This window comes from Blautia caecimuris (genome assembly GCF_024622975.1).
Lineage (GTDB): Bacteria > Bacillota > Clostridia > Lachnospirales > Lachnospiraceae > Blautia_A > Blautia_A caecimuris.
In genome coordinates this window covers 60,995-87,513 of the sequence record NZ_JANJZT010000010.1, presented here as the reverse complement: position 1 = coordinate 87,513, position 26,519 = coordinate 60,995, and the positions used below count along the sequence as shown (strand labels likewise).

The 26,519-nt window shown below is 46.4% G+C and carries 23 protein-coding genes; 2 read left to right on the top strand and 21 right to left on the bottom strand.

Annotation, left to right across the window (positions count from 1 at the left end; translation table 11 throughout):
- Window position 1: 1 nt before the first annotated feature.
- From NSA57_RS08375 to NSA57_RS08360, 4 genes are all read right to left on the bottom strand, one after another.
- Window positions 2–844 carry a fumarate hydratase gene (locus NSA57_RS08375; protein WP_257464549.1) on the bottom strand — a complete coding sequence of 281 codons (843 nt, stop codon included), beginning with the start codon at window positions 842–844 and terminating at the stop codon, window positions 2–4.
- A gap of 300 nt (window positions 845–1,144) precedes the next feature.
- Window positions 1,145–2,833, bottom strand: a complete 1,689-nt coding sequence (locus NSA57_RS08370; RefSeq protein ID WP_022067206.1) for a [FeFe] hydrogenase, group A — start codon at window positions 2,831–2,833, stop codon at window positions 1,145–1,147.
- 15 nt (window positions 2,834–2,848) lie between these two features.
- A complete protein-coding gene (locus tag NSA57_RS08365) occupies window positions 2,849–4,720 on the bottom strand; it encodes an NADH-quinone oxidoreductase subunit NuoF (RefSeq protein WP_138269914.1) in 1,872 nt (623 codons plus the stop codon).
- Entirely contained in the window at window positions 4,717–5,196 is a 480-nt protein-coding gene (locus NSA57_RS08360) for a complex I 24 kDa subunit family protein (RefSeq protein ID WP_138269913.1), read from the bottom strand. The genes NSA57_RS08365 and NSA57_RS08360 overlap by 4 nt, the downstream gene beginning before the upstream one ends.
- Before the next feature lie 405 nt (window positions 5,197–5,601).
- Between NSA57_RS08360 and NSA57_RS08355 the strand changes: the two genes are divergently transcribed.
- Window positions 5,602–7,107: a 4Fe-4S dicluster domain-containing protein gene (locus NSA57_RS08355; protein ID WP_257464548.1), complete on the top strand. Its 1,506-nt coding sequence runs from the start codon at window positions 5,602–5,604 to the stop codon at window positions 7,105–7,107.
- A 243-nt stretch (window positions 7,108–7,350) separates the two neighbouring features.
- Here the strand turns inward: NSA57_RS08355 and NSA57_RS08350 are convergent, their stop codons facing one another.
- The 15 genes from NSA57_RS08350 to NSA57_RS08280 form a co-directional block, all read right to left on the bottom strand.
- Entirely contained in the window at window positions 7,351–8,205 is an 855-nt protein-coding gene (locus NSA57_RS08350; RefSeq protein WP_147599186.1) for a glucosaminidase domain-containing protein, read from the bottom strand.
- Window positions 8,202–9,056, bottom strand: a complete 855-nt coding sequence (locus NSA57_RS08345; RefSeq protein ID WP_022067201.1) for a bifunctional 5,10-methylenetetrahydrofolate dehydrogenase/5,10-methenyltetrahydrofolate cyclohydrolase — start codon at window positions 9,054–9,056, stop codon at window positions 8,202–8,204. Before NSA57_RS08345 ends, NSA57_RS08350 begins: the two co-directional genes overlap by 4 nt.
- Before the next feature lie 50 nt (window positions 9,057–9,106).
- Window positions 9,107–9,736 (bottom strand): cyclodeaminase/cyclohydrolase family protein, encoded by a 630-nt coding sequence (locus tag NSA57_RS08340; RefSeq protein WP_022067200.1) that lies wholly within the window; start codon window positions 9,734–9,736, stop codon window positions 9,107–9,109.
- A 62-nt stretch (window positions 9,737–9,798) separates the two neighbouring features.
- Window positions 9,799–10,509: a DUF3786 domain-containing protein gene (locus tag NSA57_RS08335; protein WP_257464546.1), complete on the bottom strand. Its 711-nt coding sequence runs from the start codon at window positions 10,507–10,509 to the stop codon at window positions 9,799–9,801.
- 97 nt (window positions 10,510–10,606) lie between these two features.
- A complete protein-coding gene (acsV, locus tag NSA57_RS08330; protein ID WP_257464545.1) occupies window positions 10,607–12,529 on the bottom strand; it encodes a corrinoid activation/regeneration protein AcsV in 1,923 nt (640 codons plus the stop codon).
- Between the two features lie 81 nt (window positions 12,530–12,610).
- A complete protein-coding gene (acsE, locus tag NSA57_RS08325; protein WP_022067197.1) occupies window positions 12,611–13,399 on the bottom strand; it encodes a carbon monoxide dehydrogenase/acetyl-CoA synthase methytransferase subunit in 789 nt (262 codons plus the stop codon).
- 79 nt (window positions 13,400–13,478) lie between these two features.
- Entirely contained in the window at window positions 13,479–14,825 is a 1,347-nt protein-coding gene (acsC, locus tag NSA57_RS08320; RefSeq protein WP_257464544.1) for an acetyl-CoA decarbonylase/synthase complex subunit gamma, read from the bottom strand.
- Window positions 14,826–14,847: 22 nt separating this feature from the next.
- Entirely contained in the window at window positions 14,848–15,789 is a 942-nt protein-coding gene (gene acsD, locus NSA57_RS08315; RefSeq protein WP_147599180.1) for an acetyl-CoA decarbonylase/synthase complex subunit delta, read from the bottom strand.
- 234 nt (window positions 15,790–16,023) lie between these two features.
- Window positions 16,024–18,150, bottom strand: a complete 2,127-nt coding sequence (acsB, locus tag NSA57_RS08310; protein ID WP_022067194.1) for an acetyl-CoA decarbonylase/synthase complex subunit alpha/beta — start codon at window positions 18,148–18,150, stop codon at window positions 16,024–16,026.
- A gap of 22 nt (window positions 18,151–18,172) precedes the next feature.
- Window positions 18,173–18,937, bottom strand: a complete 765-nt coding sequence (locus tag NSA57_RS08305) for an ATP-binding protein (protein ID WP_147599177.1) — start codon at window positions 18,935–18,937, stop codon at window positions 18,173–18,175.
- A gap of 42 nt (window positions 18,938–18,979) precedes the next feature.
- Window positions 18,980–20,872, bottom strand: coding sequence for an anaerobic carbon-monoxide dehydrogenase catalytic subunit (gene cooS, locus NSA57_RS08300; RefSeq protein WP_257464543.1), 1,893 nt, complete (start codon window positions 20,870–20,872; stop codon window positions 18,980–18,982).
- A 179-nt stretch (window positions 20,873–21,051) separates the two neighbouring features.
- Complete coding sequence (locus NSA57_RS08295) at window positions 21,052–21,822, bottom strand: ATP-binding protein (protein WP_147599173.1); 771 nt, start codon at window positions 21,820–21,822, stop codon at window positions 21,052–21,054.
- Window positions 21,823–21,852: 30 nt separating this feature from the next.
- Window positions 21,853–22,779, bottom strand: coding sequence for a methylenetetrahydrofolate reductase (locus tag NSA57_RS08290; RefSeq protein WP_257464542.1), 927 nt, complete (start codon window positions 22,777–22,779; stop codon window positions 21,853–21,855).
- A gap of 65 nt (window positions 22,780–22,844) precedes the next feature.
- A complete protein-coding gene (locus NSA57_RS08285; protein ID WP_022067189.1) occupies window positions 22,845–23,027 on the bottom strand; it encodes a CooT family nickel-binding protein in 183 nt (60 codons plus the stop codon).
- Window positions 23,028–23,054: 27 nt separating this feature from the next.
- Window positions 23,055–23,468 (bottom strand): DUF8180 domain-containing protein, encoded by a 414-nt coding sequence (locus tag NSA57_RS08280; RefSeq protein WP_022067188.1) that lies wholly within the window; start codon window positions 23,466–23,468, stop codon window positions 23,055–23,057.
- Window positions 23,469–23,860: 392 nt separating this feature from the next.
- On the opposite strand from NSA57_RS08280, the gene NSA57_RS08275 reads away from it, so the two are divergent.
- On the top strand, window positions 23,861–24,688 hold the full coding sequence (locus NSA57_RS08275) for an aldo/keto reductase (protein ID WP_274605486.1): 828 nt from the start codon (window positions 23,861–23,863) through the stop codon (window positions 24,686–24,688).
- A 143-nt stretch (window positions 24,689–24,831) separates the two neighbouring features.
- On the opposite strand, the gene NSA57_RS08270 is transcribed toward NSA57_RS08275, so the two are convergent.
- Together NSA57_RS08270 and plsY are read right to left on the bottom strand one after the other, a co-directional pair.
- Window positions 24,832–25,842 (bottom strand): NAD(P)H-dependent glycerol-3-phosphate dehydrogenase, encoded by a 1,011-nt coding sequence (locus tag NSA57_RS08270; protein WP_147599168.1) that lies wholly within the window; start codon window positions 25,840–25,842, stop codon window positions 24,832–24,834.
- Window positions 25,843–25,865: 23 nt separating this feature from the next.
- The gene (gene plsY, locus NSA57_RS08265) at window positions 25,866–26,513 is read right to left on the bottom strand and encodes a glycerol-3-phosphate 1-O-acyltransferase PlsY (RefSeq protein ID WP_022067185.1); all 648 of its coding nucleotides are present in this window, start codon (window positions 26,511–26,513) and stop codon (window positions 25,866–25,868) included.
- Window positions 26,514–26,519 lie beyond the last annotated feature (6 nt).

Here is a 26,519-nt window from a genome sequence, read left to right as displayed (position 1 = left end):
CTTAAAGCACCTCCGTCTTATGTCTGGTCACATGGCAGCTGATGTTGATTGCACAGGGCATTCCTGCAATGTGTGTGGGCATGGTTTCGATATTTAATCCCACTGCTGTTGTTCTGCCGCCAAAGCCCTGGGGACCGATTCCCAGCTCATTGATCTTCTGAAGCATTTCCTTTTCCAGATCTGCATAATAAGGATCCGGATTTTCTGAATCTACGGGACGCATCAGCGCTTTTTTGGCAAGAAGAGCCGCCTTATCAAAGGTTCCTCCGATTCCTACGCCCACTACCATAGGAGGACATGGATTCGGACCGGCATTTTCTACTGTTTCCAGAATAAAATCCTTAATGCCCTGAATGCCTGCGGATGGCTTGAACATACGGATGGCGCTCATATTTTCACTTCCAAAGCCCTTGGGACCTACCGTAATTTTGATCTGATCTCCGGGAACGATCTCTATGTAAAGCATGGCAGGTGTGTTGTCCCCGGTATTTCCTCTGCGCACAGGATCCTTCACAACAGATTTGCGGAGATAGCCTTTGTCATAGCCTCTGCGGACGCCTTCATTCACAGCTTCCGTCAGATCTCCGCCTGCAATATGTACGTCCTGGCCGATTTCCAGGAACACACAGGCCATTCCTGTATCCTGACAGATAGGAACCTGTTCATTTTCCGCGATTTCATAATTTTCAATAATATTGTCCAGAACGCCTCTGGCAATTTCTCCGTCCTCACAGGCCCTGCAGGTTCGGATTGCCTGTTTCATATCCTGCGGCAAAACCGTATTTGCCTCTATGCAGAGACGCTCAATTACTTCTGTGATCTGTGATGCTTGAATTTCACGCATGATGACACCTCTTTTATGTAGTTTTAAATTCATTATTTCTTAAATTATTTTAACGCAAACGGAAGCTAGGTGCAAGAAATATATGGAAGCCTCTTTGCTATCGTTTACAGCAGGATCTCTTCCCATTACAAATCCAGCAAAATATCTTTAAATCCCCCCTCACTACTGTATTGTTCAGTATGATGATTGATTTTTTATGAGTCTTTTTTAGGACTTCAAGCCTTCAAACTACATATTGTGAAAAAGGCAGGTATCAACTGCCCTTTTCACAGTCATACCCGCCCTTTTTCATTATTTCATTTAATAAAATTCATTATGAAGAAGCTCATGTTCTTTACCTTTAAGGAGAGTATCATACAGCTCCACCACAAGAGGATTTTCATCTGATTTTTTAATGATCATTGTGTTGTCTGCATTGTAAAGGCCTTTGGCTCTGGCTGCCTTTGTTCTGTCGCCGGCTCTTGTAGGCTGGCCTCCGCCCATAATACAGCCGCGTCTGCAGGCCATAACCTCGATCAGATGATATTCTGCCTCGCCGTTCTTTACTCGTTCCATAACCGTTCTGGCATTTGCCAGTCCGCTTGTTACGCAGACCTTGATTTCCATTCCTTTATAAGGAACGCTGAATTCCTTGATTCCCTCATCGCCTCGAACGCCGCACTCGGAAATCTCTCTCATGGCCTCCTTGGTATGTTCCGGAGAGAGACGTCTTAACACAGCCTCTGTTACGCCGCCGGTAACGCCAAAGATCACTCCGCCGCCGGAACCAAAACCAAAGGGCATATCGCAGGCTTCCGGCTCCAGTGCCGCAAAATCAAGTCCGAAGTTGTTGATCATCCGGATCAGTTCTGTTGTTGTGATCACAATATCTGTGTCCTGTTCTCCCTTTGTAAAGCTGTTAGGACGGATTGCCTCTGCCTTCTTGGCTGTACATGGCATAATGGAAACCATTACTGTCTTTTTGCCCTGAGCGTTTTCCGGATCGCGGAAATACTCCTTAATCACTGCAGACATCATCTGCTGCGGAGATCTGCAGGTTGAAATATTCGGAATAAATTCTTTATACTGATCTGTGACAAATTTTACCCAGGCCGGACAGCAGGAGGTAAGAAGCGGAAGGTTCTCACCCTTTTCCACTCTTCTTAAAAACTCTGCGCTTTCTTCCATAATAGTAAGGTCCGCGCTGAAGGTTGTGTCATAAACCTCATCAAAGCCCATTCTGTGAAGCGCATTGACAATTTTGCCCATTACACTGCGTCCCTTGGGCTGTCCGTAATGATCCCCTACTGCCACACGGACTGCCGGAGCAACCTGTGCAACCACACGGACATTGGGATCAGAAAGAGCATCCCACACCTCATCCATATGAGTTTTGATTGAGATGGCTCCTGTTGGACAGAATACACGGCACTGTCCGCAGTTTACGCAGTTGGTCTCTGCAATTTTTTTATTAAAAGCAGGCATTACCATAGCCTCTGTGCCACGGAAGGCAAAGCCAAGGGCTCCGATTCCCTGAAGCTCTTCACAGGCGCGCACACAGTCGCCGCACAGAATACATTTGTTTGGATCACGCACCAGAGACGGTGAACTGGTATCAAGCTCACGCACCTCTCTTGTATTTTCAAAACGGATATCTCTTACGCCCAGACGATGCGCCAGCTCCTGAAGGATACACTCACCGCTTTTAATGCAGGTGGTGCAGTCTCTGCAATGGGCTGCAAGAAGCAGCTCCACGATCAGCTTACGATATTTTTTAATCCTTCCGGAGTTGGTGTAGATTACCATTCCATCTCTCGGTTCTTCAGAACAGGAAGCAAAAGTCCTGCCTCTGTCATCCTCTACTGTGCACAGGCGGCATGCGCCAAAGGTAGAAACCTCGGAATGGTAGCACAGTGTCGGTATATTAATGCCTGCTTTACGGATTACAGTCAGGACATTTTTTTCATCGGTAAATTCAACTTTTCTACCGTCAATGGTCATTGTACCCATAATCGTTCCTCCCTTCTACGCTTCCACATAAATTGCATCAAAGTTACAGTTATCCTTACATGCACCGCACTTGATGCAGCGGTCATTATCAATATGATACGGATGCTTGATCTTTCCGGTGATCGCTCCGGCCGGACAGTTCTTGGCGCACTTGCCGCATCCGATACAGAACTCTTCATTAATGTGGAACTGGCGAAGGGCTGTACAAACCTTTGCACGACATTTTTTATCCCGGATATGTTCCTCATATTCATCCCGGAAGCGTTTCAGAGTGCTGATAACCGGAAGAGGCGCGCTCTTTCCAAGTCCGCAGAGAGCCATGCTCTGGACCATGGTTGCAAGCTCTTCCAGTTCATCCAGATCTGACATTTTTCCTTTTCCGTCAACAATCCGCTCCAGAATCTCCAGCATACGTTTGGTGCCTTCCCGGCAGGGAACACATTTTCCGCAGCTTTCCCTCTGGGTAAAGCTCATAAAGAAACGGGCAACTTCTACCATACAGGTATTTTCATCCATAACTACCAGACCGCCGGAACCCATAATGGCATCCAGTTTTTTTACGGAATCAAAATCAAGGGGCTGATCAAGCTGTTCATCTACCAGACAGCCGCCGGAAGGGCCGCCGATCTGAACACCTTTAAATGCAGCGCCGCTCTTTAAGCCTCCGCCGATGTCATAGATAATATGACGCAGAGTTGTACCCATAGGAACCTCGATCAGTCCGGTATTTTCAATGGAACCTGTAAGAGAAAACGTCTTTGTTCCCGGGCTTCCCTCTGTTCCGATGGTACGGAACCAGTCAGCTCCCTGAAGAATGATCTTGGGAACATTTGCATAAGTTTCTACATTATTCAGGACCGTTGGTTTTTCCCACAGACCTTTTTCTACTGTACGGGGAGGTTTTACACGTGGCATGCCTCTGTTGCCCTCAATAGAAGCAGTCAGAGCAGATCCCTCGCCGCATACGAATGCGCCTGCGCCCCGGTTAATATGTAAGTGGAAGTTTACGCCGGAACCCAGGATATTGTCTCCCAGAAGTCCGTAAGCCTCTGCCTGTTCAATAGCCATACGCAGTCTTTTTACAGAAAGAGGATATTCTGCACGCACATAGATATATCCGTTTTCAGCGCCTACTGCATAAGCGGCGATCACCATACCTTCGATCATCTTATAGGGATCGCCTTCCATAACGGAGCCGTCCATAAATGCGCCCGGGTCTCCCTCGTCACCGTTACATACCACATAGCGGGTAGTTTCTTTCTGGCGGGCAACCTGTCCCCACTTCTTTCCAGCCGGGAAGCCGGCTCCTCCGCGTCCTCTCAGCCCGGATTTTGTTACCTCGTCAATTACTTCCTGTGGCGTCATGTCAAAAAACGCTTTGGTCATGGCCTGGAAGCCGCCTGCTGCAATATATTCGTCTATGGACTCTGCATCGATCCTGCCGCAGTTTTCCAGAACGATACGGGTCTGCTGATTTAAAAACGGAATATCGTCCGGATGGGGGCAGATATTGTCATGATCTCTGTAAAAAAGCCTCTCTACCGGCTGTCCCTGAAGAACTGTACGGTCCACGATCTCTTTGCAGTCCTCCAACTGTACATGCACATACTGATAATCATACGGCTCGATCCTTACAAGAGGGCCCAGCTCACAAAGACCCTGGCATCCTGTTTTTACCACGCCAAGATGGGGAATATCTTTCTGCATCTCCACCTGCACTCCATCCAGATCAGAGCAGAGCTTTGACATTTCATCATATATTTTCTGTGCTCCGGAAGCCATGCAACCGGTACCGGAACAGACAAGAACACGGCAGGTATAGGTACTGATCGTATTCTGAACTTCTTTCTGCTTATTGAGCAGATCTTCCTTTGAAATTATACTCATGCCTTTTCACCTCTCAGTTCTTCCAACAGCTCCACCGCTTTTTCCGGTGTCATTTTCGGGTGCACTTCATCATTAACAGTCAATGTTGGAGCCAGTCCGCACGCTCCCAGACATGAAACTGTTTCTACGGTAAAAAGCATATCATCTGTGGTATGCTTTTTATGACTTAAGCCAAGTTCCTTCATCATGGCTTCTTTCACAGGCATGGATTTCCGCACATGACAGGCTGTTCCGTCACAAACCTTGATAATATATTTTCCCTTTGGTTCAAAAGAAAAGTTCTCATAAAATGTAGCCACACTGTAGGCCTTGGCCTCAGTCACACCGATCTGTTCCGCCACATAAGTGAGAAGCTCTCCGGGAAGATAGCGATATTCTGCCTGAATATCCTGCATAATAGGAATCAGGGACGCCGCTTTACGTCCATAGTGCTCAATAATCTCGTCCGTCTTTGTGTAATAAGACTGATCTAACATGCATTTCCCTCCTTAACGCTTGTATCCTTACCTTTCATCCATTGCATTGGTCATTTTCGCCAGTTACTCATGTTGTAATTATACATGACACAGGCAGTTTCCACAAGTACTATCTTCTGATTTTTCTGAAATTTTGTGAATTAACCAAAAAGTTTGTTATAGTTTAAACATTGTTGTTATTTTTTCTCCAATTATACAGATATTCTTACCGTAAACCATACAATTTATATCCATTTTTCAGCAATCTGGTCCAAATACAGGCCACTTTACCCCAAACGATGACATTTTTCCCCATATGTCTCACTTGTGCTTTTAAAAGTACAGGATAAATATTGATTTTAAAATTTTTTTCATATATGATTAGAAGAACTGGTAGACAAAATACATACAAAGGAGACACTGATTATGAGAAACCTGGATACTCCTGTAAAACAGATACGTCATAAAATTTTTACAGAAGTGGCAAAAGTCGGATTTGAATCCAAAGATGAAACTCTCATTCATGACATTGAGGCAATTCCCTATAACATTGTGGAAGAACGGGCACAGTACAGAGAGAGCATTTACCGTGAGCGTGCTGTGGCAAGTGAGCGTGTACGTCTTGCAATGGGACTTTCTCTCCGTCCGGAAAACAGAGCGGTTCATCTGACTTCAGGACTGGAAGCCAGCAATATTGATGAAAAATATTATGAACCGCCCCTTATGCAGGTAATTCCTTCTGCCTGTGCGGCCTGCCCTCCCAACAAATATATTGTCAGCGACATGTGCAGAGGCTGTGTGGCTCACCCATGTATGCAGGCCTGTCCCAAGGGCGCCATTTCCATGATCAATGGCAAATCCTGTATTGATCAGGATAAATGTATCAAATGCGGAAAATGTAAAGCCGTATGTCCTTATGATGCCATCTCTCACAATATCCGTCCATGCGAACAGGCCTGCGGCGTAAAGGCCATCGGAAGCGACGAACAGGGACGTGCAGAAATCCTGGATGACAAATGTGTTTCCTGCGGTATGTGTATGGTAAGCTGTCCTTTTGGAGCCATTTCTGACAAATCTCAGATTTTCCAGCTTGCCCACTCTCTGCGTGAAGGAAATAAGATCATTGCCATTGTGGCTCCTGCTTATATCAGTCAGTTCGGAGAAGACGTAACACCACGTAAATTTAAAACTGCCCTTGAGATCCTTGGTTTTTCCGATGTGTACGAGGTTGCTCTGGGAGCAGATATCGGAGCTATTTCCGAGGCGCACCACTATGCAAAGGAAGTTGCTACCGGAAACCTTCCGTTTCTTCTGACCTCCTGCTGTCCTTCCTGGTCCATGATGGCAAAGAAATTTTTCCCGGACATGATCGACAATATTTCTCAGGAGCTTACTCCTATGGTTGCCACTGCCCGTAAGGTAAAACAGGAGCATCCGGATGCCAAGGTTGTTTTCGTAGGTCCCTGTGCCTCAAAAAAACTGGAGGCTATACGTACCTCTGTACGAAGCGATGTGGATTTTGTCGTGACCTTTGAAGAGCTTTCTGCCATGTTTGATGCCAGAGAGATCGATCCGGCTTCTTTTGAGGGCGATGAATCTCTCCACAATGCCACTGCTGCCGGACGCGGCTATGCAGTTGCAGGCGGTGTGGCCGGCGCCATCGAAGCCTGTCTGAAAGAATATTATCCGGAAGTTCCGGTTCATATCGAACATGCGGAAACTCTTGCTGACTGCAAAAAAATGCTGACTCTTGCAAAGGCAGGCAAGCTGAAAGGATGTATGATCGAGGGTATGGCCTGTCCGGGCGGCTGCATGGGCGGCGCGGGAACCAACGTTCCCTTTGCAACATCCTCCAAAGCATTGAAGCAGTATCTTAAGGATTCTTCCAAAAAACTGCCGGAAAAAGAGCTGGAAGAGATCAAACTGGATTAAAGTAAATTACGCAGAAGGGGTTCTCTGACAGAACCCCCTCTGCACTCCCCCGGCCGTGTCTGACGGGCGGAATGGATATAAGAAAGGTACAGTAGCTTCAGATAGTAGAAGGCGGAAGGTCTTTTAACACCTGTAACTATTGTACCTATTTGTATGAAATATTTTTAATTTATCAATGCAAAAATCAAGCAAAAACGTCGAATGAGACAAGGTTATTTGCTGTAAAATATATTTATTTCCGGATTATTCTTCCTTCATATCTTCAAGCAGCTTTGTCAGCTTCTCCCCGTACCCGGCTCCGGCAGCCCAGCCGCCTCCGTTAGGGTTCTCCTGGATTCCCAGCCACTCCACATAGGGAGCGGAACCTCTTGTAACCATATCAAATCTGGAATCCACGCAGTTTTCATTTAATTCCTCTGTGCTGGCATAAGCCTTCAGATGCTGGACCTGAGCCCGGATCCCGGTTCGCACATCCGGATAGGAATTTCCCTGTACGCCTCCGCCTGTTGTTCCAAGACCGGAAAAGTTGTACTGACTTTCCACTGCGTCTCCGCCAAACTGAAGCCACCCGGTTTCCAGCATGGCCTGCACATAAACCACCTCTCCACGAACACCTTCCAGTTCCGCTTCTTCCAGAATAATGCTGCAGAAATCCTCAATGGTTTCTGCACCGCCCTCTTTTAAAGAAGAAGGATACTCTGCCCCGTTTTCCTCATAAAGGGAGGTCATTTCTTCCAGAGTAACAGTGGTTGTTCCCATAATCGTATAATAGCCATAGGTATTATCTGTAGAATCATCCACAAAGCCCTCTGTCCCGGGACCACTTTCATAAGAATAGGAAGGCTTGCTGATCTGTCCTTCTTCTGAATAGTCTGTTTCCCTGTCTTTGTTGTTTCCGTCAGTCTTTCCTGACAGGTTATCTGAGTCTCCGTTTTTCTGTACAGCTTTATTTTCTTCCTGAGGTTTCCTTACAGGGCCCTGTATTTCTGACGGATCAGGCGCTTTGTCTGCCAATGCAAAAACAGGCGCCCCGAAAATCAGAGCGCCCGTCAGGGTCAGATTCCCCCAGAAGAGCTTATTCTTCCGAGAAAAAATCATCCATTTACCTTTCTCATTGCCGCTTCTACCACATGACCAACCAGAACAGATGTTGTAACACTTCCAACTCCGCCCGGTACCGGTGTGATGGCGTCTACGATCGGCTCAACTGCTGCATAGTCAACATCTCCGCAGAGCTTGCCTTCTGCATTTACATTGATACCTACGTCAATGATAGTCTGTCCTTCTCTTACATAATCAGCGCCTACAACGCCTGCGCGTCCTGCTGCTACGATCACAATATCAGCCTCTCTTGCAACAGACGGCATATCAACGGTTCTTGTGTGGCAGATAGTAACAGTTGCGTTTTTCTTAACCAGCATCATAGCTGCCGGTTTTCCTACTACAAGGCTTCTTCCGATCACAACTGCTTTTTTGCCTGTGCAGTCAATTCCGTAATGATCAAGAATTTCCATGCATGCCTGTGGTGTACATGGCGGGAAACCGATCTTTTTGCCTGTGAATACGCCGGACATGGAAAGATCTGTCATACAGTCAACGTCTTTTTCTGCAGCAAGAGCATTTTCGATCACTGCCTGATCCAGATGCTTCGGAAGGGGACGGAACAGAAGAACGCCATGGATATGGTCGTCTTTGTTTACTTTATCAATTGTTGCAAGAAGCTCATCCTGGGAAACGTCTCCCGGAAGAAGGATTTTTTCACATGCTACGCCAAGTGTCTCGCAGCGTTTGGTAGCGCCTTTCTCATAGGAAATATCGCTTGGATTCTCGCCAACACGGATAATGCACAGTGTAGGATTTACACCCTTTGCCTGAAGCTCTGCTACATTTGCTTTAATTTTCTCGTTCAGCGCTGCTGTTACTTCTTTTCCCAATAACTGTTTTGCCATTTTATTATTCCTCCTAAAATAAAACTGCTGTTTTTATAAAAATACTGCTGTTATTTCAGTCTTCCAAGAACACTGTCAAAGGTTTCGTCAGCAATCTTTGTATATTTCTCAAGCATTGCATCAGCTTTTCTGTTCAACTCTTCTGCATACTCTCTGTCTGCCATGGATTTTGTGTTTATGTACACATTCAGGCTGGCGCCTTTTAAAGCTGCCTTGCAGAAAGCAGCGCCTACGCCTGCATCACTGATGGCAAGCTTGGAGCCCTTTGCGCCAAATTCCACGATCAGCTCAATAGCCTCGCAGCATTTTTCCATGATTTCCATCGGTACGGAGCAGGCATCCTTGAGAACGATCTCCATGACTCTTGCCTTTTCAGCCTTTTCTTCTTCCGTTTCTCTCGGCATTCCATATGCTTTGGAAAGAGGCTCAAATACTTCCGCATCTCTTTCGATGAGACGGAGGAAATCTTTCTGAAGCTGATCACATTTTGCTTTCAGCTCCCACATTTCATCTTCTACATCCGCATATTTCTTTTTTCCTACTGTCAGGCTTCCTACCATATTTCCAAGTGCAGTTCCCACTGCCGCAACAAGTGCGGAAGCGCCGCCGCCGCCCGGTACCGGTGCTTTGGAAGCCAGTACTTCAACAAACTCTGTACATGTACTTGTTGAAAATCCCATAGTTTTACCCTCCTGATGATGATACACAGCTGATCCCTTTTGTCACAACTGTATTTTTTATCTTAACCTGTTACTTTTCCAAATGCTTTCAGAGCCCCGATGATCACATCTCCCATCACAGCCATATCCTCTGCCTGAAAGGATACCGGAAAGTTATCTGAAAACAGAATCTGAGACGAAGGCGGAAACTCATCATCCCCCTCCCAGAGAATCATCTGTACCTGATAATCCGGGTAAATTTCAATTTCATAGGCAAGATCCCCGTGGTTTACAGGAACTGCCTGAATATGCTCCATAACAGCTTTAAAAGCCTTCAGACGATTTCCATAGGAAAAGGCAAGACGTTTGATGCAGCGTCCGTCAAACTGCCGCAAATACACTTCTCCCCAGGGCATTTCCCTGTAGGTTTTCATTTTTCCGGTTCCATGGGATTTCATTCCTCCCAGAAGAAAACGAATAGTCAGGATCCTGGCATATACCATTTCCTCAAGAGGATAAAAGCCTTTTTTATCCTCTTTGTGAGTCACATGAAAATCAGGCCAGGAAATGTAATAGACACTTCCCAGAAACGGAAGCTCAAAGCTTTTTTCCGCTTCATCATAAGGAATGGAAAGACGACTGGAAATCTCCTTTGGATCTGCTTTCCGGAACTCCTCCAGATAATGCTCCCAGGGCATTCTCTCCTTGCTGTCTTTTTCATATCCCAGTCTGTCGCCTACGGACCCTTCCTCTGACAGACTGACGGATTTTACTTCATTTAAGTCAGAACTCATAGCACACCTCTGTAAAATCTGATTCTTTTCCTGTTCTTATACATCCGGCAGGATACAGGATTTTCTCTGTTTCTGTACCGGACATTCTTTTATTGTTTTATTCTGCAGACGGAAACAGAGAACTGTCCGTATGAGGAATAAAGCAGGCTCCCACAAACTCATCCATATAGGTGGGCACTGTGGAAAGCTCCATATATGTCATATTTGCAGCCAACTCATATGTCTTTTTCTCCGCAGGAGTGGACAAAAGCATCAGGTATGCGCCTGACAGCGAAGAATTTCCGATATAATGGAATTTTTCAAGAGGAATATCCGGAAACATTCCGATTCTTACTGCATTACGCATATTGATACCGCTTCCGATTCCGCCGGCCACATACACGTCATCAATCATGGAAACATCAAAATCCAGTGATGAAAGCATGGTACGTATTGCTGAGAAAATTGCTCCCTTGGCACGGATAAAGTTATCAATATCCACCTCTGTGATCTCCACATCCTTGGAAGAACCTGCTTCCTCCTCGAAGGCGATCACATAACCTCCCATACCGTATTTATCATGACGGATTCTTCTTCCCTCACGGATAAATTTACCTTTCGGATTAATGATCCCGGCTGAAAACAGCTCGCTGATCACATCAATGATACCGGAACCGCAAAGTCCCACCGGTTTTGTTCCCGGCTCACCGACTATCTTATAAGAAGGCTCCATAGTCTCCTTATCAATGGTACAGGCCTCTATGGCCCCATCTGTTGCGCGCATACCGCAGCTGATATCTCCGCCCTCAAAAGCCGGTCCGGCTGAACATGCACAGCTCATCATAAAGTCAGAATTGCCGAAAACAAGTTCTCCATTGGTTCCAAGGTCAATAAACAGAGAAAACTCCGGTCTGTTCCAGATCATGCTGACAAGGGTACCTGCTGTAATATCTCCGCCTACATAGCTTCCGATGTTAGGAGCTATGATGATATGGGCATCCTGATTGATATCAATGCCAATATCTGAAGCAAACATAGAATTTGTTTTAAAAAATGCCGGAATATATGGCTCCATACGAAGAGGATCGGCATTGATCCCTGCAAAGAGATGATTCATTGTGGTATTGGATGCCACGCACATACGGTAGATCTGTTTTTCCGGAAAATGAGCGCTCCGGCACATCTCATGGATCATTGGATTAATCGTTTCTTTGATCACTGCATCCTGAAGTCTTTCTCTTCCTCCCGGCTTCTCTGCCTCAATAATACGGTTGATCACATCAGCACCAAAGCGGATCTGTCCGTTTCCTGCAGAACTTTTTGCAAGGATTTCTCCTGTTTCCATATTGATCAGAACTGCAGATACGGTTGTTGTACCAATATCCACTGCAAGTCCGCCGATGACAACCTCTTCTCTGCTGTCAAAAACATCATAAACAAACATGTCGTCCGGAGTTGTACGAAGGACACATTTTACTGTAAAATTGCTTTCTCTCAAAACATCCGGCAGTTTTCTGAGAACTGCGTAAGGAATCCTTACACGCTTCAGGTTCATAAATTTACGGAGAGCCCGGGTAAGCCTTTCCACATCCGGCATGGTGTCGTCCAGAGTTGGAGGTTCCATCTTTACTTCCACGATGTCCAGACTGTTCTTTAATTCAATTCCTGCCAGCTCCACTTCCCGCTTGGCATTTTCAAAAATAGCAAGCTCTTCTTTCGAACTCAGGTCCGCAACCTTCATTCTGCTTTTATAGGCAGAGGCGATATCCGGTACAAGCACTTCCACGTCCGCAGTAATTTTGCTCATACAGGCAAGACGCCAGCCATTCTGAAATTCTTCGTCACTAATGTGAAGTGTTTTTTTGGTGTTCAGCTCTCCGCATTTGAGCTGCACGCGGCATTTCCCACAAGCTCCGTTACCGGAACAGGGGGCATCGATCGCCACATTTGCCTCACGTGCGATTTCCAGCAGATTATCTCCCTCATTGGCATACGTCTCTACCACACTGCCATCTTCAAATGCAAATGTTACCTTAAACAAAAAGCAACCACCTTTCTTCTGATATAAAGAAAGGGCCGAAGACCGAAGTCTCCAGCCCTCTCTGTGATCCACATGTAAAAATCAGATATCCAGATAAGAATCTGCGTACAGATTATTATTCTTGATGATATCACAAGACTTAATAGTCTCCATCAGACGAAGATCGTTCGGGTTTACGATTGCGGAGGTAAGTCCCTGCATCATAGCCATAGCTACCATAGCAGAATCCATGATCGGACGGATGTGCTTCGGCATACCATTGGAGTTGTTGGAAAGACCGCCAGTACTCTTCATGCCCATGTCAGAGATCATTTTAATGAACTCAAGAACTTCCATCTGTTTGTCCTGCATTCCTTTGATAACCAGGAACAGCGGGTCAAACCACATATCGTTCTCAACATCCATGCCGTGCTCCATACCGCGCTCCATCAGTGTCTGCATGAACATCATACGCTCATCATTGTCTTTTGCAATACCTTCACCGTTGCAGAGAGCAATAACGATCGCATCGTTAGCTGCTGCAAGATCAACGTATTCGATTCTTCCTGCTGCGTCAGCAGAGTTTACGATCGGTTTTCCTTTGGAACGGTTGTATACGGAAATACCAGCTTCAATAGCTGCTACGTTGGAAGTATCCAGTGCCAGCGGAACATTGTCAAAGTTGCCCTGAAGAAGCTGAACTGCCCATTTCATAAGTTCAGGACCATCGTTCTCAGCAGGTCCGATATTTACATCCAGATAAGTAGCGCCTGCATCAAGCTGCTGTTTTGCTCTTTTAAGGATCGGCTCCGGATCTCTTTCTGTAAACGCTTTGTTTACTGCCGGTGCTGTTGTTGAAAGTCTTTCACCAATTGTGATAAATTTTGACATACCTGTGTTCTCCTTTACGTGGTTTAATACGGACCTGGAAAGGAAAGATCCTTTCCTGTCCGAAGTATATTTATGTGGCTTATGCCTGCATATCTTTTAAGAACTTCACAAGCTGTACTGCTTCTCTTGGACCTACGATGATCTCCCATCCCGGAAGTTTTGCTTCCAGATCGCCCTTCAGAACTGCAACCTTACCCGGGATCACAAGCTTACGGCATTTAACCTTCGGCTCAACCTCTTCTTTGATAAAGGTAGAGATGCTGGTGCTGGAAAACTTGCCGGCAGCCCAGGAAGTAAGTACGGAAAGTCCGCCTGCATCGTTGATCACAAGATTAAGCGGAACACCGGAACGCTCCAGCTCGCCGGATACAACGAAATATGTAAGAGCAAAGTCTACAGTGGTAACTACCAGAGAGTTCTCATCTGCTCCGTTCAGCGGGTAAATACCCGGCTCTACTTTCATTGGCTTCTGCGGGTCAGTAAATACGTTCTGACGCAGGCCATAAAGCGGAAGTGCCTCTGCATAAGTCATCTGCTCCATAACAACGATGGAACCATATTTCATAGTAAACAGGGAAGCAAGTGCTGCCTGTAAATGTTTGTCGCCTTTAGCAATCTTAACAAGATTTACAAGAGACGGATAACCAAAAGTTCTGTCCTGATCTTTAAGAGCTGCACGACGAACCAGTACAGTGTTCTTAAATGTCTCTTTTACGTCAGCGCCTGTTGTGTCAAGAACAAGGTTCTTGTTTCCAAGCTTCTCAAGAGCTGCTACTGTATCATAAAGCTCGTTGATGTCGCTTCCTGATACACCGAGAACAACGCCTGCCTCAGTTGCAACAGCGTTCATTGCCTCATAGTTGGAAGCATTTGCACCATTGAGAACCGGCTTGGAGTCCTTGCATACTTCAAGAGCAGCCTTAGCGATCTCAGGATCTGTACATCCCAGAACCAGAGTTCTTCCAAGACCTTTTGCTTTTTCTACCAGTGCTGTGTAAGCTGCTACATCTGCGCCTTCTCCGCAGTTTACATATACAAGCTCAACATGCATTCTCTCTCCGATACGGTCATAATCTACAACCGGGATCTCAGCAAGCTTGGCTTCTACTTCTGCGTCAGTCATATCTGTGCAGAGTGCAACTGCATATCTTGTTTTGCTTACAAATGTTTTTTCATGTCTGAAAAGTACAGTCTCTCCTCCAAGAGTAAACTCACCGTCGCCTGTACCAATCTTGATTGTTTTCATCGGCGGAGCAGTTGCCTCAGAAAGAGATGCCAGTGCCTCGTCAGACATATGCGGACACTGCTCAATCTGCATAGCGCCCTGTGCAACTTTCATAGCGAAAGCCATACATGTCGGGCATCCACATTCCTTACAGTTTTTCTTTGGTGTTAATTTAAAGATCTGAATACCATTCAGTGCCATAGCTCTATTTTCCTCCTATTCGTTACGCAAGTGCTTTGATCATCTTGGAAATTGCTTTTACAGATTCCGGATGTCTTAAAATAACAGCATCGGAACCGGCTGCAAGGTCTGCAGCAGCTGTCATAACTTCCATGTCAATTCCACGCTCATCCTGCGGTCCCCACTCCGGCATGTCAGCTTCAGAAGCTGTAGCTTCCTTTACTCCCCATGTCTCTGCGGATACAGGTGTAATAATAGGCATCTGCAGCATATTGTCATTCTGACCCAGGGCAGCGCCTTTGATACGGTCCATAGTGGAAACTACGTACTCATAGCCATAGCCTGCTGCTGCACTTCCGATATTCATAACGATCTTCTTTGCATCCACACCAAGCTGTGTGGTAACAACGTTAAGCTGTTTTGCAAGGTTGATATCAACGGCTGACTCTGCGCCTACGATCTGATTGTATGCAAGACCTGCAGCAGCGCCGATTGCTTTGTAGTTTTCTTCTTTTTCGGAAAGAATCAGTGCATTTCTTCCCTCAAGAGCCTCAGCAACCTTAGGGAGAAGTTCCGCATCCTTCTCTACGTTTTTGCAGCCCTCAACAACCAGAGGACAATCTACAGCCTCAGCAACCTCTTTTACAACTGCGATTAATTCATCAATGGATCTGTTCTCACCATTAGGATCTCCGCCTTCCAGATTCAGTGCAACGAAATCTGCGCCTTCCATAGCTGCAGCTTTCTTTGCGATCTCTCCCATGGTAGTTGCTCCATCATAGTATGCTTTGATTCCCTCGGACATTCCCTCAAGACCCATATCAGAAATCTCTACGCCGATTTTAGCGCAGTTCTCTGAAGGAGCGTCAAAGGTATAGAATGGAAATGTGCTGTCTCCGCCAATAGTTACAGTCTTATCTCCGCTTCCGATTGTCACTGGGTTAATCTTTGCATTAAACTTTTGTGGTTTCTGATTAAACGGCATTTTACATTAGCCTCCTCTTAAAAATTTAAATACATGTTAATTCATGATCTGCTTATTATTATACAACACGATAAAGGCCATTGACAAGACAGACAACCCCTTTTTTCCGTGTTTTTAACTTTTTGTGATCATCCACAGCCCTTACAATTCCCTTATGCCGGCATATGGAATCTTCCGGACTCTTAACAGGGTCCGGAAGAAAATTTCACAGTGTTGTTCTTCTGACAGAACAGATTACATCATCGGATCCATAGAAAGTGCCGGATGTCCTTTTTCTGTAAGGAATGCAACCAGTGTTTCCGGATCTTCTGCTACTGTCTCATCACCGATCATATCAGTGAAGTTGTCAATTCCGTAAAGCTCTTTTGCTGTTGCATTCAGTCTTTCAGCAACAAATTCTTTCAGCTCTTTCGGCATCCATACGATACGCTCGATACCGCCCTCTGCCTTCATGAACTTCTTGGAAGAAATGAAGTGTTTTCCGTGTCCCATAAATCCTGGTGTCTGAACACCGCCGCCTGTCATGGAAGCCATCTCCGGGAAAGTCATTCCAAGAGGTGTCATGCCTGCATACTCACGGTTTGCAATAACAACACCGTTGGAGAATGGCTCGATACCGCAGATACACTCGAAGCATCCGCAGGATGTCATCGGATCCTGCATGATGGAGTACAGGGTTACGTGCTCAAGAGCACCCTGTGAGAATTTCTGTACAGCTTCATCAACATCTTCATATGCGCCAAGATTTTCGTCGATCGGTCTTTCTTTTGTGATCACCTGACACGGACCTGCCGGATCAAGCTCGTTGGTAGCTTTTGCATCCAGCCATGAAACCGCACCGCAAAGGCCAAGTCTCTCCGGTGTAACCACGCATACATGGCTTGGAGAGAATGCCTGGCAGAGGATACAGCTGTAGTAAACGTCTACAGACTCATCTGTAAGGTTGTCAAGACGCTCATCACGTTTCTCAAAAGTGGGAATTGCAACTTCATGACGTACTCTTGTACACTCAGCCGGATCTGTGTAGATCACAACCTCGCATTTGTCAACAACTGCGTCAAACTCATTTTTAACCTGTGCGTAAAGAACCTCACCAAGATGTTTGATTCTGAAGCCTGCGTTAAATGCATCGATGCTGATACGGATACGCTGCATATCTCTCTGGCCTGTATGGTATACACCCTCAATGCAGTTGATGTAGTTATGGAATTTACGCTCGATAACCGGCTCAAAGTCTGCCTGCATGTTTTTGCCTGCAACCTTAACCACATAAGCGATGCTGTTTTTGCTTCCAAGCTCCATCTCGTCAGCTTCCGGTCCGATCACTGTGATCTTGTGATCCTCTACCTCGCTTGCGTCACAGGTCTGAACAAGCTCTGCACAGTCCACGCGGGAGCCGTCAAACTCAACCTGCATATCTTTACGACGGATGATCTCGCCCTCGAATGCAGATGCAAATGCAACCGGGATATCAATGTTTGTGATCTTGATCTTAATGTCACGGGCTTCCAGAGAAGTTGCGTTCCACTTGGAAACGTCTGTCTGGCAGATCAGGCTCTTCGGAACTCTCGGAACGTCAGCCTGGTTTGTGATTACTGGGAATCCAAGTGCGATAGCGCCTGCGCCGCATGCTACGATCACGTCGTTCAGAGGAGCAAATGCATTTACAAATGCAGGAACACGTTTCATTGTGTATTCCATCAGAGTTGCTGCATCGCCCGGTTTTACGTTACCAAAGATCAGAGCTGCACGAAGAGCAACAGATACAACATGGATTACAGATGTAACGTCTTTTCCAAGCGGGATCACACGTACATTTGCGCCTGTTTTGTAGTTGATCTCAGCAAGCTGATCAATGATATCGCCTACCAGTGTTACAAGGATACCCTGCGCCTGATAGGATTTTACAAGAGCTGCTGCCTCTTCTGCGGAAGCTGCCTTGCCAAGGATTACTGCAACACCCGGGATATCGCCTGTTACAAGCGGTACACCAAGCTCACGGATCACTGCATCTGCAAGATGTCCGTAGCATGGCTCTTCATAAGGAGTTGCTCCGTCGATGTATTTCAGAACCTCGATGAACTCTGCGCAGAGAGCTGTTGCAACACCTGACATAAATGCGTCATGTGTTCTTTTTTCTCTTGTCATAAGAGTTTTTACAACTGCAAGAGCTTCCTTTAACTCTGCAAGAGTACCAACCTTGGTTCCTGTTACTGCATAGTAGCATGGAAGGGAATAAGCTGTATTCGGAAAGCTGACAGCTTTGTCCGCACCATGTGTTTCAATAGCCTGGTCAATGGCATTCTCAGTGAGGCCATAAACCGCATCATTTCCCGCGAAAACACTTTCAAATAAAGTCACTGTTATACCTCCTATTTTATGATCACTGATGATCAATCCTGTCTTTGATTTTTCTGATCTCACCTGTGACCTCTTCGCTGAAATCAAAGGGGGATTTTCCCTGTCGATCCGCATCGATCACATCTGTATTATAGTGGATCATACCTAAAAGATCTTCCTGTGGAATCTTTTCCATGATAAAGGCTTCGTCGTCCTGATTTCTCACCTTGTTTGCCACAACCTTCACCTGCGCCACACCAAGGTCCTTTGCAAGACGCTTCACGTTTTTGTATGTCTGAACACTTCTTGCACCCGGCTCGATCACAACCACAAAGGCATCTACGCCTTCGGTCGTCCCTCTTCCCAGATGCTCCAGCCCTGCTTCCATATCAAGGATCACCACATCCTCCCTGCGAAGGACAAGGTTATTGATAATACGCTTCAGCATTACATGCTCCGGACATACGCATCCGCCGCCCCCTGTTTCCACAGTTCCAAGAACAAGCAGCCTGACCCCGTTGCAGACCTTTCCGTATTTTTCCGGAATATCGTCCACCCTGGGATTCAGATGGTAAAACTGATTGTTTGCGGAAGCCCCGGTTCTCTCCTCTACCAGCTTACGCATTTTGGAGATGGGTACAATGGAATCAAGTGTTTCTTCATCAAATCCCAGCGCAAGACCAAGATTTGCATCCGGATCTACATCCGCCGCAAGCACAGGTCTTCCCTCTGCCGCATATAAACGGGCCAGTGTTGCCGCAAATGTGGTTTTTCCCACACCGCCTTTTCCTGTAACTGCAATTTTCATTTTATGTCATCCACCTTTGTCAAATATTCACTGCCGGGATCCTTAGATGCCCAGAGCAGTTCTCTTTTCTTCGATTCTTTCGATCATCAGATCAACTAATTTGTCAATGTCTTTCTCAACTGTGTAAGCAGCGCCTGTCCACTGTCTTGTTCCCTCTGTAAGAAGCTGTCCCATCTGGTCAGAACCTTCAACATAAGGATCAACGCCAAGGAAGGTATCAATACCGGTACCAACAACATAGTTACCGATGGATACTGCTTTTTCGGACATCCACTCAGGAGCACAGCCTACTACCGGAAGCTGATGGATCTGAAGACCTGCATCCTTAGCCAGTGCTGCCGCAAGGTTCATCATACGTGAAATATCTACGCAGGAGCCCATGTGTAATACAGGCGGGATATCTGCCAGTTCACATACTCGTTTCAGACCGTCACCGCAGAGATCTTTTGCAGCCTTGTCCATAAGACCTGCTTTTGCAGCTGCCTGTGCTGAACATCCGGAAGCAATGATGATAATATCATTTGCAATACATTTTTTCATAAGCTCAATGTGCGCATAGTCAGGACGGATCTTCGGGTTGTTGCATCCAACCATGGCAACAGCACCGCGGATAACGCCGGAAGTGATGCACTCAAGAAGCGGTTTTGTTGTTCCAAGCTCGTCAACCTGAGAGTTGGTAACGCCGTCCAGAACTTTTACGATTGCTTCTACAGAGTAACCTACAGTAGCTTTCTGTTTCAGCTGCGGAATGTGTACAAGCTCCGGTTTTCTGTTCTTGAAGTTATCAATCGCCATCTTAACAATTGCCTTTGCATTCTCTCCTGCTGTTTCTGCATTGAATCTGATAAATTCAGAATCAGGCATCTGAGCGATCGGAGAAGTTGTTACGAATTTTGTATGGAAACATTTGCTCAGTGGTCCCAGTGCCGGGAAAATACACTGAACGTCTACAACGATCGCCTCACATGCTCCTGTGAGAACAACGTTTTCCTGCTGCAGGAAGTTACCTGCCATCGGAATACCGCGGCGCATTGCAACCTCGTTTGAAGTACAGCATACACCGGATACTGTAATTCCCTTTGCTCCTACGGATTTTGCATAGTCGATCATTTCCTTGCTGTCTGCATATTCACAAATCATCTCAGAAAGACTCGGATCATGTCCGTGAACAACAATGTTTACATTCTCTTCAACCATAACGCCAAGGTTTGCCTCAGTGTCGATCGGCTTCGGAGTTCCAAACAGAACGTCAGAGAATTCTGTTCCCATCATGGAACCGCCCCATCCGTCAGCAAGACCGCAGCGCAGAGACTGTTTTACAAGAGCCTCCGGAAGAGAAGAACATCCCATATGAGTCATATGTAAAGAAGAAGAAACTTCTCTGTCGATTGCCCGTGGCGCGATCTCGTTCTCGATCAGTTTTTCCTTCTGGCCTTCCGGCATTCTGTCCAGGAATCTCTGGTAACCAAACGGTTTTCCGTATTCCATAAGACCAACCTCAGCCATCTCATGAGCCAGATCATAGATATCTCTGCCCTCTGTTTCCACACCCCACTCTTTTGCAATGCGGATCAGTTTCTCAGGATCCTTTACGGTATAATTTCCGTCTGCTTTTGTACAGTGCAGTGTGTGACAGATCTCACGTCCGTGATCGGAATGAGTAGCTGCTCCGCCTGCTGTAAATTTCAGGAAGTTTCTTCCTACGATACCGTGTACGTCGCATCCGCAGATACCTCTCGGTGCTTTTGCAGTGATACGGCATGGTCCCATGGAACAGATACGGCAGCAGATACCTTTCTCGCCGAACTTGCAGTGTGGGGTCTGGTTTTTCACACGCATCTGCCAGGAATCCGCGCCAACTTTAGCTCCGGTCTCCAGAAGCCTGTTGGTGGCAGCTTCAAACTCTTCCACTGTCGTTAATTTGAATTCACTCATTGTTGACCTCCTTTTAATGATACAAGAATGATTCATGTATATTTTTCTCGTTTTTTATAATAACTCCGCAGGCGAAACCCATCCCCGCCCATGGGTTATTTCCGTGTGTAAAAAGCGGCCGGAATATGTTCTCCGGCACGTTATCCCTGCCGCATCCGCAGCAGGAATATTCAGATATATTATAAATTCAGATTATCCACAATTTTTCTGAGAGCCTGTTTCACAGGATTATCCTCCGGAAGGGATGCTGTGGGACGACCCTCGCAGTCATATTCATAAACCGCATCATTCTGAGGAACCACTCCCAGAAGATTCAGTCCCTGATTTTCAATCTCCTCCAGAACTCCCGGGTTCAGTTCCCCTTTCGGAGCGCGGTTTACGATCAGGCCCACTGTAGAAGGATGCATATTACATTCCTCTATCAGCCTGGCGATCCTTCCCACTGCCTGAATTCCTCTTCTGGAACAGTCGCTTACAAGAATGGCAGTCTGCATACTCGGAAGAACGCCTCGGCTGATGTGTTCCATCCCCGCCTCATTATCGACCACAAAGTATGGATAATTATTCTGATATTTTGCAAGCTGTGCCTGAAGAAGACCGTTTACATAGCAGTAGCAGCCTTTTCCCTGGGTTCTTCCCATAACAAGCAGATCAAAATCATCGTCCTCAATAAGAGCGTCCTCAAAACGTACCTCCGCATAGTCTGCTTTGGACATTCCTGCCGGGATAGGGCTCTTTGCCGCCATCTCAGCCTGAGCGATCTCTTCGCGGACATCTCCCAGTGTTGTATCTACCTTAACACCGAGAACTTCATTCAAATTGGAATTGGCATCCGCATCCACAGCAAGAACAGGTCCCTTTCCCTGCTCGCAGAGATACTGGATCAGCATTCCGCATAAGGTTGTCTTTCCTACGCCGCCTTTTCCGGCGACGGCAATTACATGTGCCATAAAACAGTCAGCCTCCTGATCGTGTCAATTTTAAATAAGCGTGCGTATACCGGACCTCTCAATGATCTGGGATACGTCTTTCCATTTGTTCATGGCATACAGGTGGATCCCCTCTACGCCAAGAGAACGGTATTTGTCGATCTGTCTGATCGTGTATTCAATTCCCGCCTTTTTAAAGTCTGCTTTTTTCTGTTCAAGCGAATCGTCAAAAGGCGCTTTGTCGAAAGGATTGGGGAAAATCCAGTATTTGGAGATCAGCCTGGAAAGCTCACGGTCCATCACACAGCCATTACGGGAAAGGGCCATGTTAATGATTGCCGCCTGATCCAGGATCGGCATGATGCCCACATCCACCGGCAGGGTCACTCCTGCCCTCCGTATCTTATCCAGCCATCTTTCAAACTGTTCCATATCCCAGCACAGCTGAGTCATAATATAGTCGGCCCCATTGTCCTGTTTCATCTTAAGGACTCCGATATCTGCCTCCAGACTGCGGCAGGAAATATGGCCTTCCGGAGACCCCGCCACCGCGATCTCAAACTGTTCCCCGAATTCATCACGGATAAACTTTACAAGATCTGTGGCATAGTTAAAATCTCCGCCTGTTGAGGTTTCGCCTCTCGGAAAATCCCCGCGCAGCGCAAGGATATGATCCACGCCCTCTTTCAGATAAGTTTCAAGCTGTTCCCTGATTCCCTGCTTTGTGTTTCTGATCACTGTAAAATGAGTGACCGGTACAGTCCCGGCGTTTCTGACCATCCGGCATACCTGACGGTTAGCTCCAACATTTCCACCGCCGGCTCCGTAAGTAACAGAAATATATTCCGGTTTATATCTGCACAGCTGCTGAATGGTTTCTGACAGATTTGCCATTCCCCGGTCTGTTTTGGGAGGAAACAGCTCAAAGGACAGAAGCTGTCTTTTTTTCATCATGTCAGATAACTTTACTGCTGTCATTTCCTCTTACCTCCGCGTATTTTTATTTTTTAACAGATCCGGTCTGTCAGATCCACGGGCATATGTTATTCACAGCAGAGCTTTACAATACTGTTTGCCAGATCTACCATGAGAATGCGGCCTTCCACAACTCTCTCATCTCCCATAATGTCCCGGAGGATCACTTTGTCTCCGTCCACATCAATACGGCTTACATTTTTAAAAATAACGGAATCGTCACTTTCTTTGTATACAGTTGCAAGACACATTGGTGCCACCTCCTGATCTTCTGTCTGTTATTTCAGTTCCTCTTTTACAAGTGTCAGGGCAAGTCCCAGACGCATGTTGCTTTTCTGGAAGTCAGCAACTGCATCGCGGATGGCTTTTGCAGAAGCTGCCAGCCCCATCTTGTCCAGATTTTCCGCCATCTGGTCAAGTTCCTGTGCGTGATGCTCATTGTGCTGGAGCATATAAGTCAGAAGAGCAATGGTTTCTTTTTTGCAGTCGCCTTCCTGGCAGGAACCGCAGTGTTCATGTGTATGTTCCTGACATCCTTCTCCGTGAGAATGAGCATGTTCTCCGCCGCTCTCATGAGTGTGGGCGTGAGAATGTGTCACTCCGTCCGCATGGGTATGCTCATGAGTGTGTTCATGGACATGCTCATGTCCGTGCTGGATCAGATTGCCGTTTTCGTCTTTAATAAGGTGCATTTTATCTTCTCCTTTCTCTGTCTCCTCCGGGAAACAGAACCTCCACTTTTTAAAAAAGTGCAGACTTATGACAAGAATTTATCAATTATAGTTATTATACATCTTTCCCCCTGGATACGCAAGGAAATAATCATTAAATTCATATAAAATAGCAGGAAATCTTTCCTTCTGCTTCTGTATATTTGTGTTATTTTTCTATAACATTATTTTTTTTGTTATTTTTATAACATTAATGTTTTTTTATTAACATAATATACTCTGTCCTCTTCGTAGTAAATATTTAATAAATTTGATGTTCTTCTTTCACATTTATATGGTATAATAGTATACATGCGAGTAAACAAATATGTTGGAATCGGTCTGAAACAGGCCAAAGGCAAGGAGGAACTGCTTTGACAACCGCTGTATTTTTAAACAACGATCAGAAAATGCCCCTTTTAGGACTGGGTGTATATAAAGCCACCGAAGATAACGAAGCAGAAAATGCCGTGATCAGCGCCGTGCAGAACGGCTATCGCCTGGTTGATACTGCTTCCGTTTACAAAAACGAAGAAGGCGTAGGCAGAGGAATCGCCAGATGCGGCGTTTCCAGAAAAGAACTTTTCATCACCACAAAGGTCTGGAATACCGCCCAGCGTCTGGGTGACATAAGCGGAGCATTTCAGAGAAGCCTTGACCGCCTGGGTCTGGATTACATTGATCTCTACCTGGTTCATTGGCCGGTACCCGGCTGTTATCTGAGCACATGGAAGGAAATGGAAAAAATATTAAGCTCCGGGCGCGCCCGTTCCATTGGCGTCAGCAACTTTAACATCCACAATCTGGAAGAGCTGAAAAAAATATCCGGCATTGTACCGGCTGTAAATCAGATTGAATGTCATCCATTGTGTTATCCGAAAGAACTGATCGACTACTGCCAGGACAACGGCATTCAGGTACAGGCCTATGCGCCTCTGGCAAGAGGAGCCTATCTGGATCACGATGTTCTCTGTGTTCTCGGAACAAAGTATGCGCACACACCGGCTCAGGTAGGACTTCGCTGGGCTGTTCAGAAAGGAATTTCCGTAATCCCCAAATCAACCAATCCGGAGCGCATCGCTGCCAATGCAAGAATTTTTGATTTTTCCATTGACCAGGAGGATATGGATCTTCTGGATACTCTGAACCAGGATTACCACAGCTCTCATGTTCCGGAAGATTTAAGAGGGATCCCCTTATAACTATGAGCATTCAGGCTTAACAGAAACGCCTGCCCATAGCTGATATGTCAGCTGCGGACAGGCGCTTCTTTTTTTCATATACAGCTCAGACGGCTTCCTCTTCCCTCTGAGCCAAAATTCTGTTTTTCTTCCTGCTCACTGTTTTACTGCCAGGGAAGCATGGGTGTTTCTACTTTTTTATCCCTGAGCATCAGATCACGCACTGCATCTGCGGCAGGCTTGTCTTCAAAAAGCACTTTGTTCACTTCTTCAATGATCGGCATTTCCACCTGATATTTCTCAGCAAGACTTTTTGCCGCTCTTGCAGAATAAACGCCTTCCACCACCATTTTTACCTCATCCATGGCTTCCTGCATGGTATAGCCTTTTCCCATAAGATAACCGGCTTTTCTGTTACGGCTGTGAACACTGGCGCAGGTTACGATCAGATCGCCGATTCCCGAAAGGCCGTAAAAGGTTTCCGCTCTGGCACCCATTTTGGTGCCAAGACGGGAAATTTCCGCAATGCCTCTGGTGATCAGGGCGGCCTTGGTATTATCTCCATATCCCAGACCGTCCGCTGTTCCTGCCGCAAGGGCGATCACGTTTTTCAGCGCGCCTCCAAGCTCTACTCCCAGAATATCCGGAGTGGTATACACACGGAAAACAGGGCTCATAAAGATCCCCTGCAGGTATTCTGCAGTTTCTCTTTTTTCTGCACTGACCACACAGGTTGTAGGAAGACCTTTTCCCACCTCCTCCGCATGGCTTGGACCTGACAGAACACAGACGTCTGCCTGAGGGATCTCCTCACTGATGATCTCGCTTAAAGTCATCAGAGTATGTTCTTCCACACCTTTGGCCACGTTCACAATGATCTGTCCTTTTTTTACAAAAGGCGCCATTCTGTGAGCTGTGCTTCTGGTAAAAGGAGACGGCACTGCCAGCACCGCTACGTCCGGATCCTGCAGACTGTCTTCCAGGTCTGCAGTGATCTTCATATCCTCCGGAAGGCGCACTCCGGGAAGCTTGGATTCATGCTCTCTCTTTTCGCAGAGCATACGCACTTCGTCCTCAAGAGCAGACCAGAGGGTTACCTCATGGCCGTTTTTACAGAGAAGAAGAGACAGAGCAGTTCCCCAGCTCCCTGCTCCCAACACACTTACTTTCGCCATTTTCTCCACCTTTTTGACCTTTCTTATTTTTTATCTTTTTTCCCAAGATAAACACGGTTCTCTGTGCCTTTTGCCAGCCGCATAATATTTGCTCTGTGGCGGAAAAAAGCCAGCGCTGTAAGCAGCCCCATAACCACATACATTTCCATGGTATGAGAAGCATCCATGCCATAGGCCCCTCCCTGACCCAGAACGATGATTGCCGCAAAAGCAGCCAGATAAGCACTCAGAGAGCATAAGGACACATAATGGGTCGTAAAGAACAGCGCAAAAAAGATCACTGCGCATATCAGGAAGATCCTCCAGTCAAAGGCAAGGATAAAACCCACCGAAGCAGCAATTCCCTTTCCTCCCCGGAACTTCAGGTAAAAAGGAAAATTATGTCCCAGAATACAGCCCGCCGCCGCATACAGACTCAGAAGCGGAAGAATATCTCCATAAGTCTTTCCAAGGAAAACACGCACAAGAACAATCGCTGCCACACACTTCAGACAGTCCCCCAGAAGTGTCAGGATCCCCGCCTTTTTTCCAAAGGTACGCAGGGCATTGGTAGTTCCTGCATTTCCGCTTCCGTGTTCTCTGATATCTGTTTTATGAAGCCTTCCGATAATGTAAGAAGTCTGAAACAGCCCGCATACATATCCGATGGCCAGACAAATCAAACGCTCCATAACCGC

Coding starts and splice junctions, on each gene's coding strand:
- NSA57_RS08375 (WP_257464549.1), bottom strand. CDS start 844: ATGCGTGAAATTCAAGCATCACAGATCACAGAAGTAATTGAGCGTCTC.
- NSA57_RS08370 (WP_022067206.1), bottom strand. CDS start 2,833: ATGGGTACAATGACCATTGACGGTAGAAAAGTTGAATTTACCGATGAA.
- NSA57_RS08365 (WP_138269914.1), bottom strand. CDS start 4,720: ATGAGTATAATTTCAAAGGAAGATCTGCTCAATAAGCAGAAAGAAGTT.
- NSA57_RS08360 (WP_138269913.1), bottom strand. CDS start 5,196: ATGTTAGATCAGTCTTATTACACAAAGACGGACGAGATTATTGAGCAC.
- NSA57_RS08355 (WP_257464548.1), top strand. CDS start 5,602: ATGAGAAACCTGGATACTCCTGTAAAACAGATACGTCATAAAATTTTT.
- NSA57_RS08350 (WP_147599186.1), bottom strand. CDS start 8,205: ATGATTTTTTCTCGGAAGAATAAGCTCTTCTGGGGGAATCTGACCCTG.
- NSA57_RS08345 (WP_022067201.1), bottom strand. CDS start 9,056: ATGGCAAAACAGTTATTGGGAAAAGAAGTAACAGCAGCGCTGAACGAG.
- NSA57_RS08340 (WP_022067200.1), bottom strand. CDS start 9,736: ATGGGATTTTCAACAAGTACATGTACAGAGTTTGTTGAAGTACTGGCT.
- NSA57_RS08335 (WP_257464546.1), bottom strand. CDS start 10,509: ATGAGTTCTGACTTAAATGAAGTAAAATCCGTCAGTCTGTCAGAGGAA.
- acsE (WP_022067197.1), bottom strand. CDS start 13,399: ATGTCAAAATTTATCACAATTGGTGAAAGACTTTCAACAACAGCACCG.
- acsC (WP_257464544.1), bottom strand. CDS start 14,825: ATGGCACTGAATGGTATTCAGATCTTTAAATTAACACCAAAGAAAAAC.
- acsD (WP_147599180.1), bottom strand. CDS start 15,789: ATGCCGTTTAATCAGAAACCACAAAAGTTTAATGCAAAGATTAACCCA.
- NSA57_RS08305 (WP_147599177.1), bottom strand. CDS start 18,937: ATGAAAATTGCAGTTACAGGAAAAGGCGGTGTGGGAAAAACCACATTT.
- cooS (WP_257464543.1), bottom strand. CDS start 20,872: ATGAGTGAATTCAAATTAACGACAGTGGAAGAGTTTGAAGCTGCCACC.
- NSA57_RS08295 (WP_147599173.1), bottom strand. CDS start 21,822: ATGGCACATGTAATTGCCGTCGCCGGAAAAGGCGGCGTAGGAAAGACA.
- NSA57_RS08290 (WP_257464542.1), bottom strand. CDS start 22,779: ATGACAGCAGTAAAGTTATCTGACATGATGAAAAAAAGACAGCTTCTG.
- NSA57_RS08285 (WP_022067189.1), bottom strand. CDS start 23,027: ATGTGTCTTGCAACTGTATACAAAGAAAGTGACGATTCCGTTATTTTT.
- NSA57_RS08280 (WP_022067188.1), bottom strand. CDS start 23,468: ATGCACCTTATTAAAGACGAAAACGGCAATCTGATCCAGCACGGACAT.
- NSA57_RS08270 (WP_147599168.1), bottom strand. CDS start 25,842: ATGGCGAAAGTAAGTGTGTTGGGAGCAGGGAGCTGGGGAACTGCTCTG.
- plsY (WP_022067185.1), bottom strand. CDS start 26,513: ATGGAGCGTTTGATTTGTCTGGCCATCGGATATGTATGCGGGCTGTTT.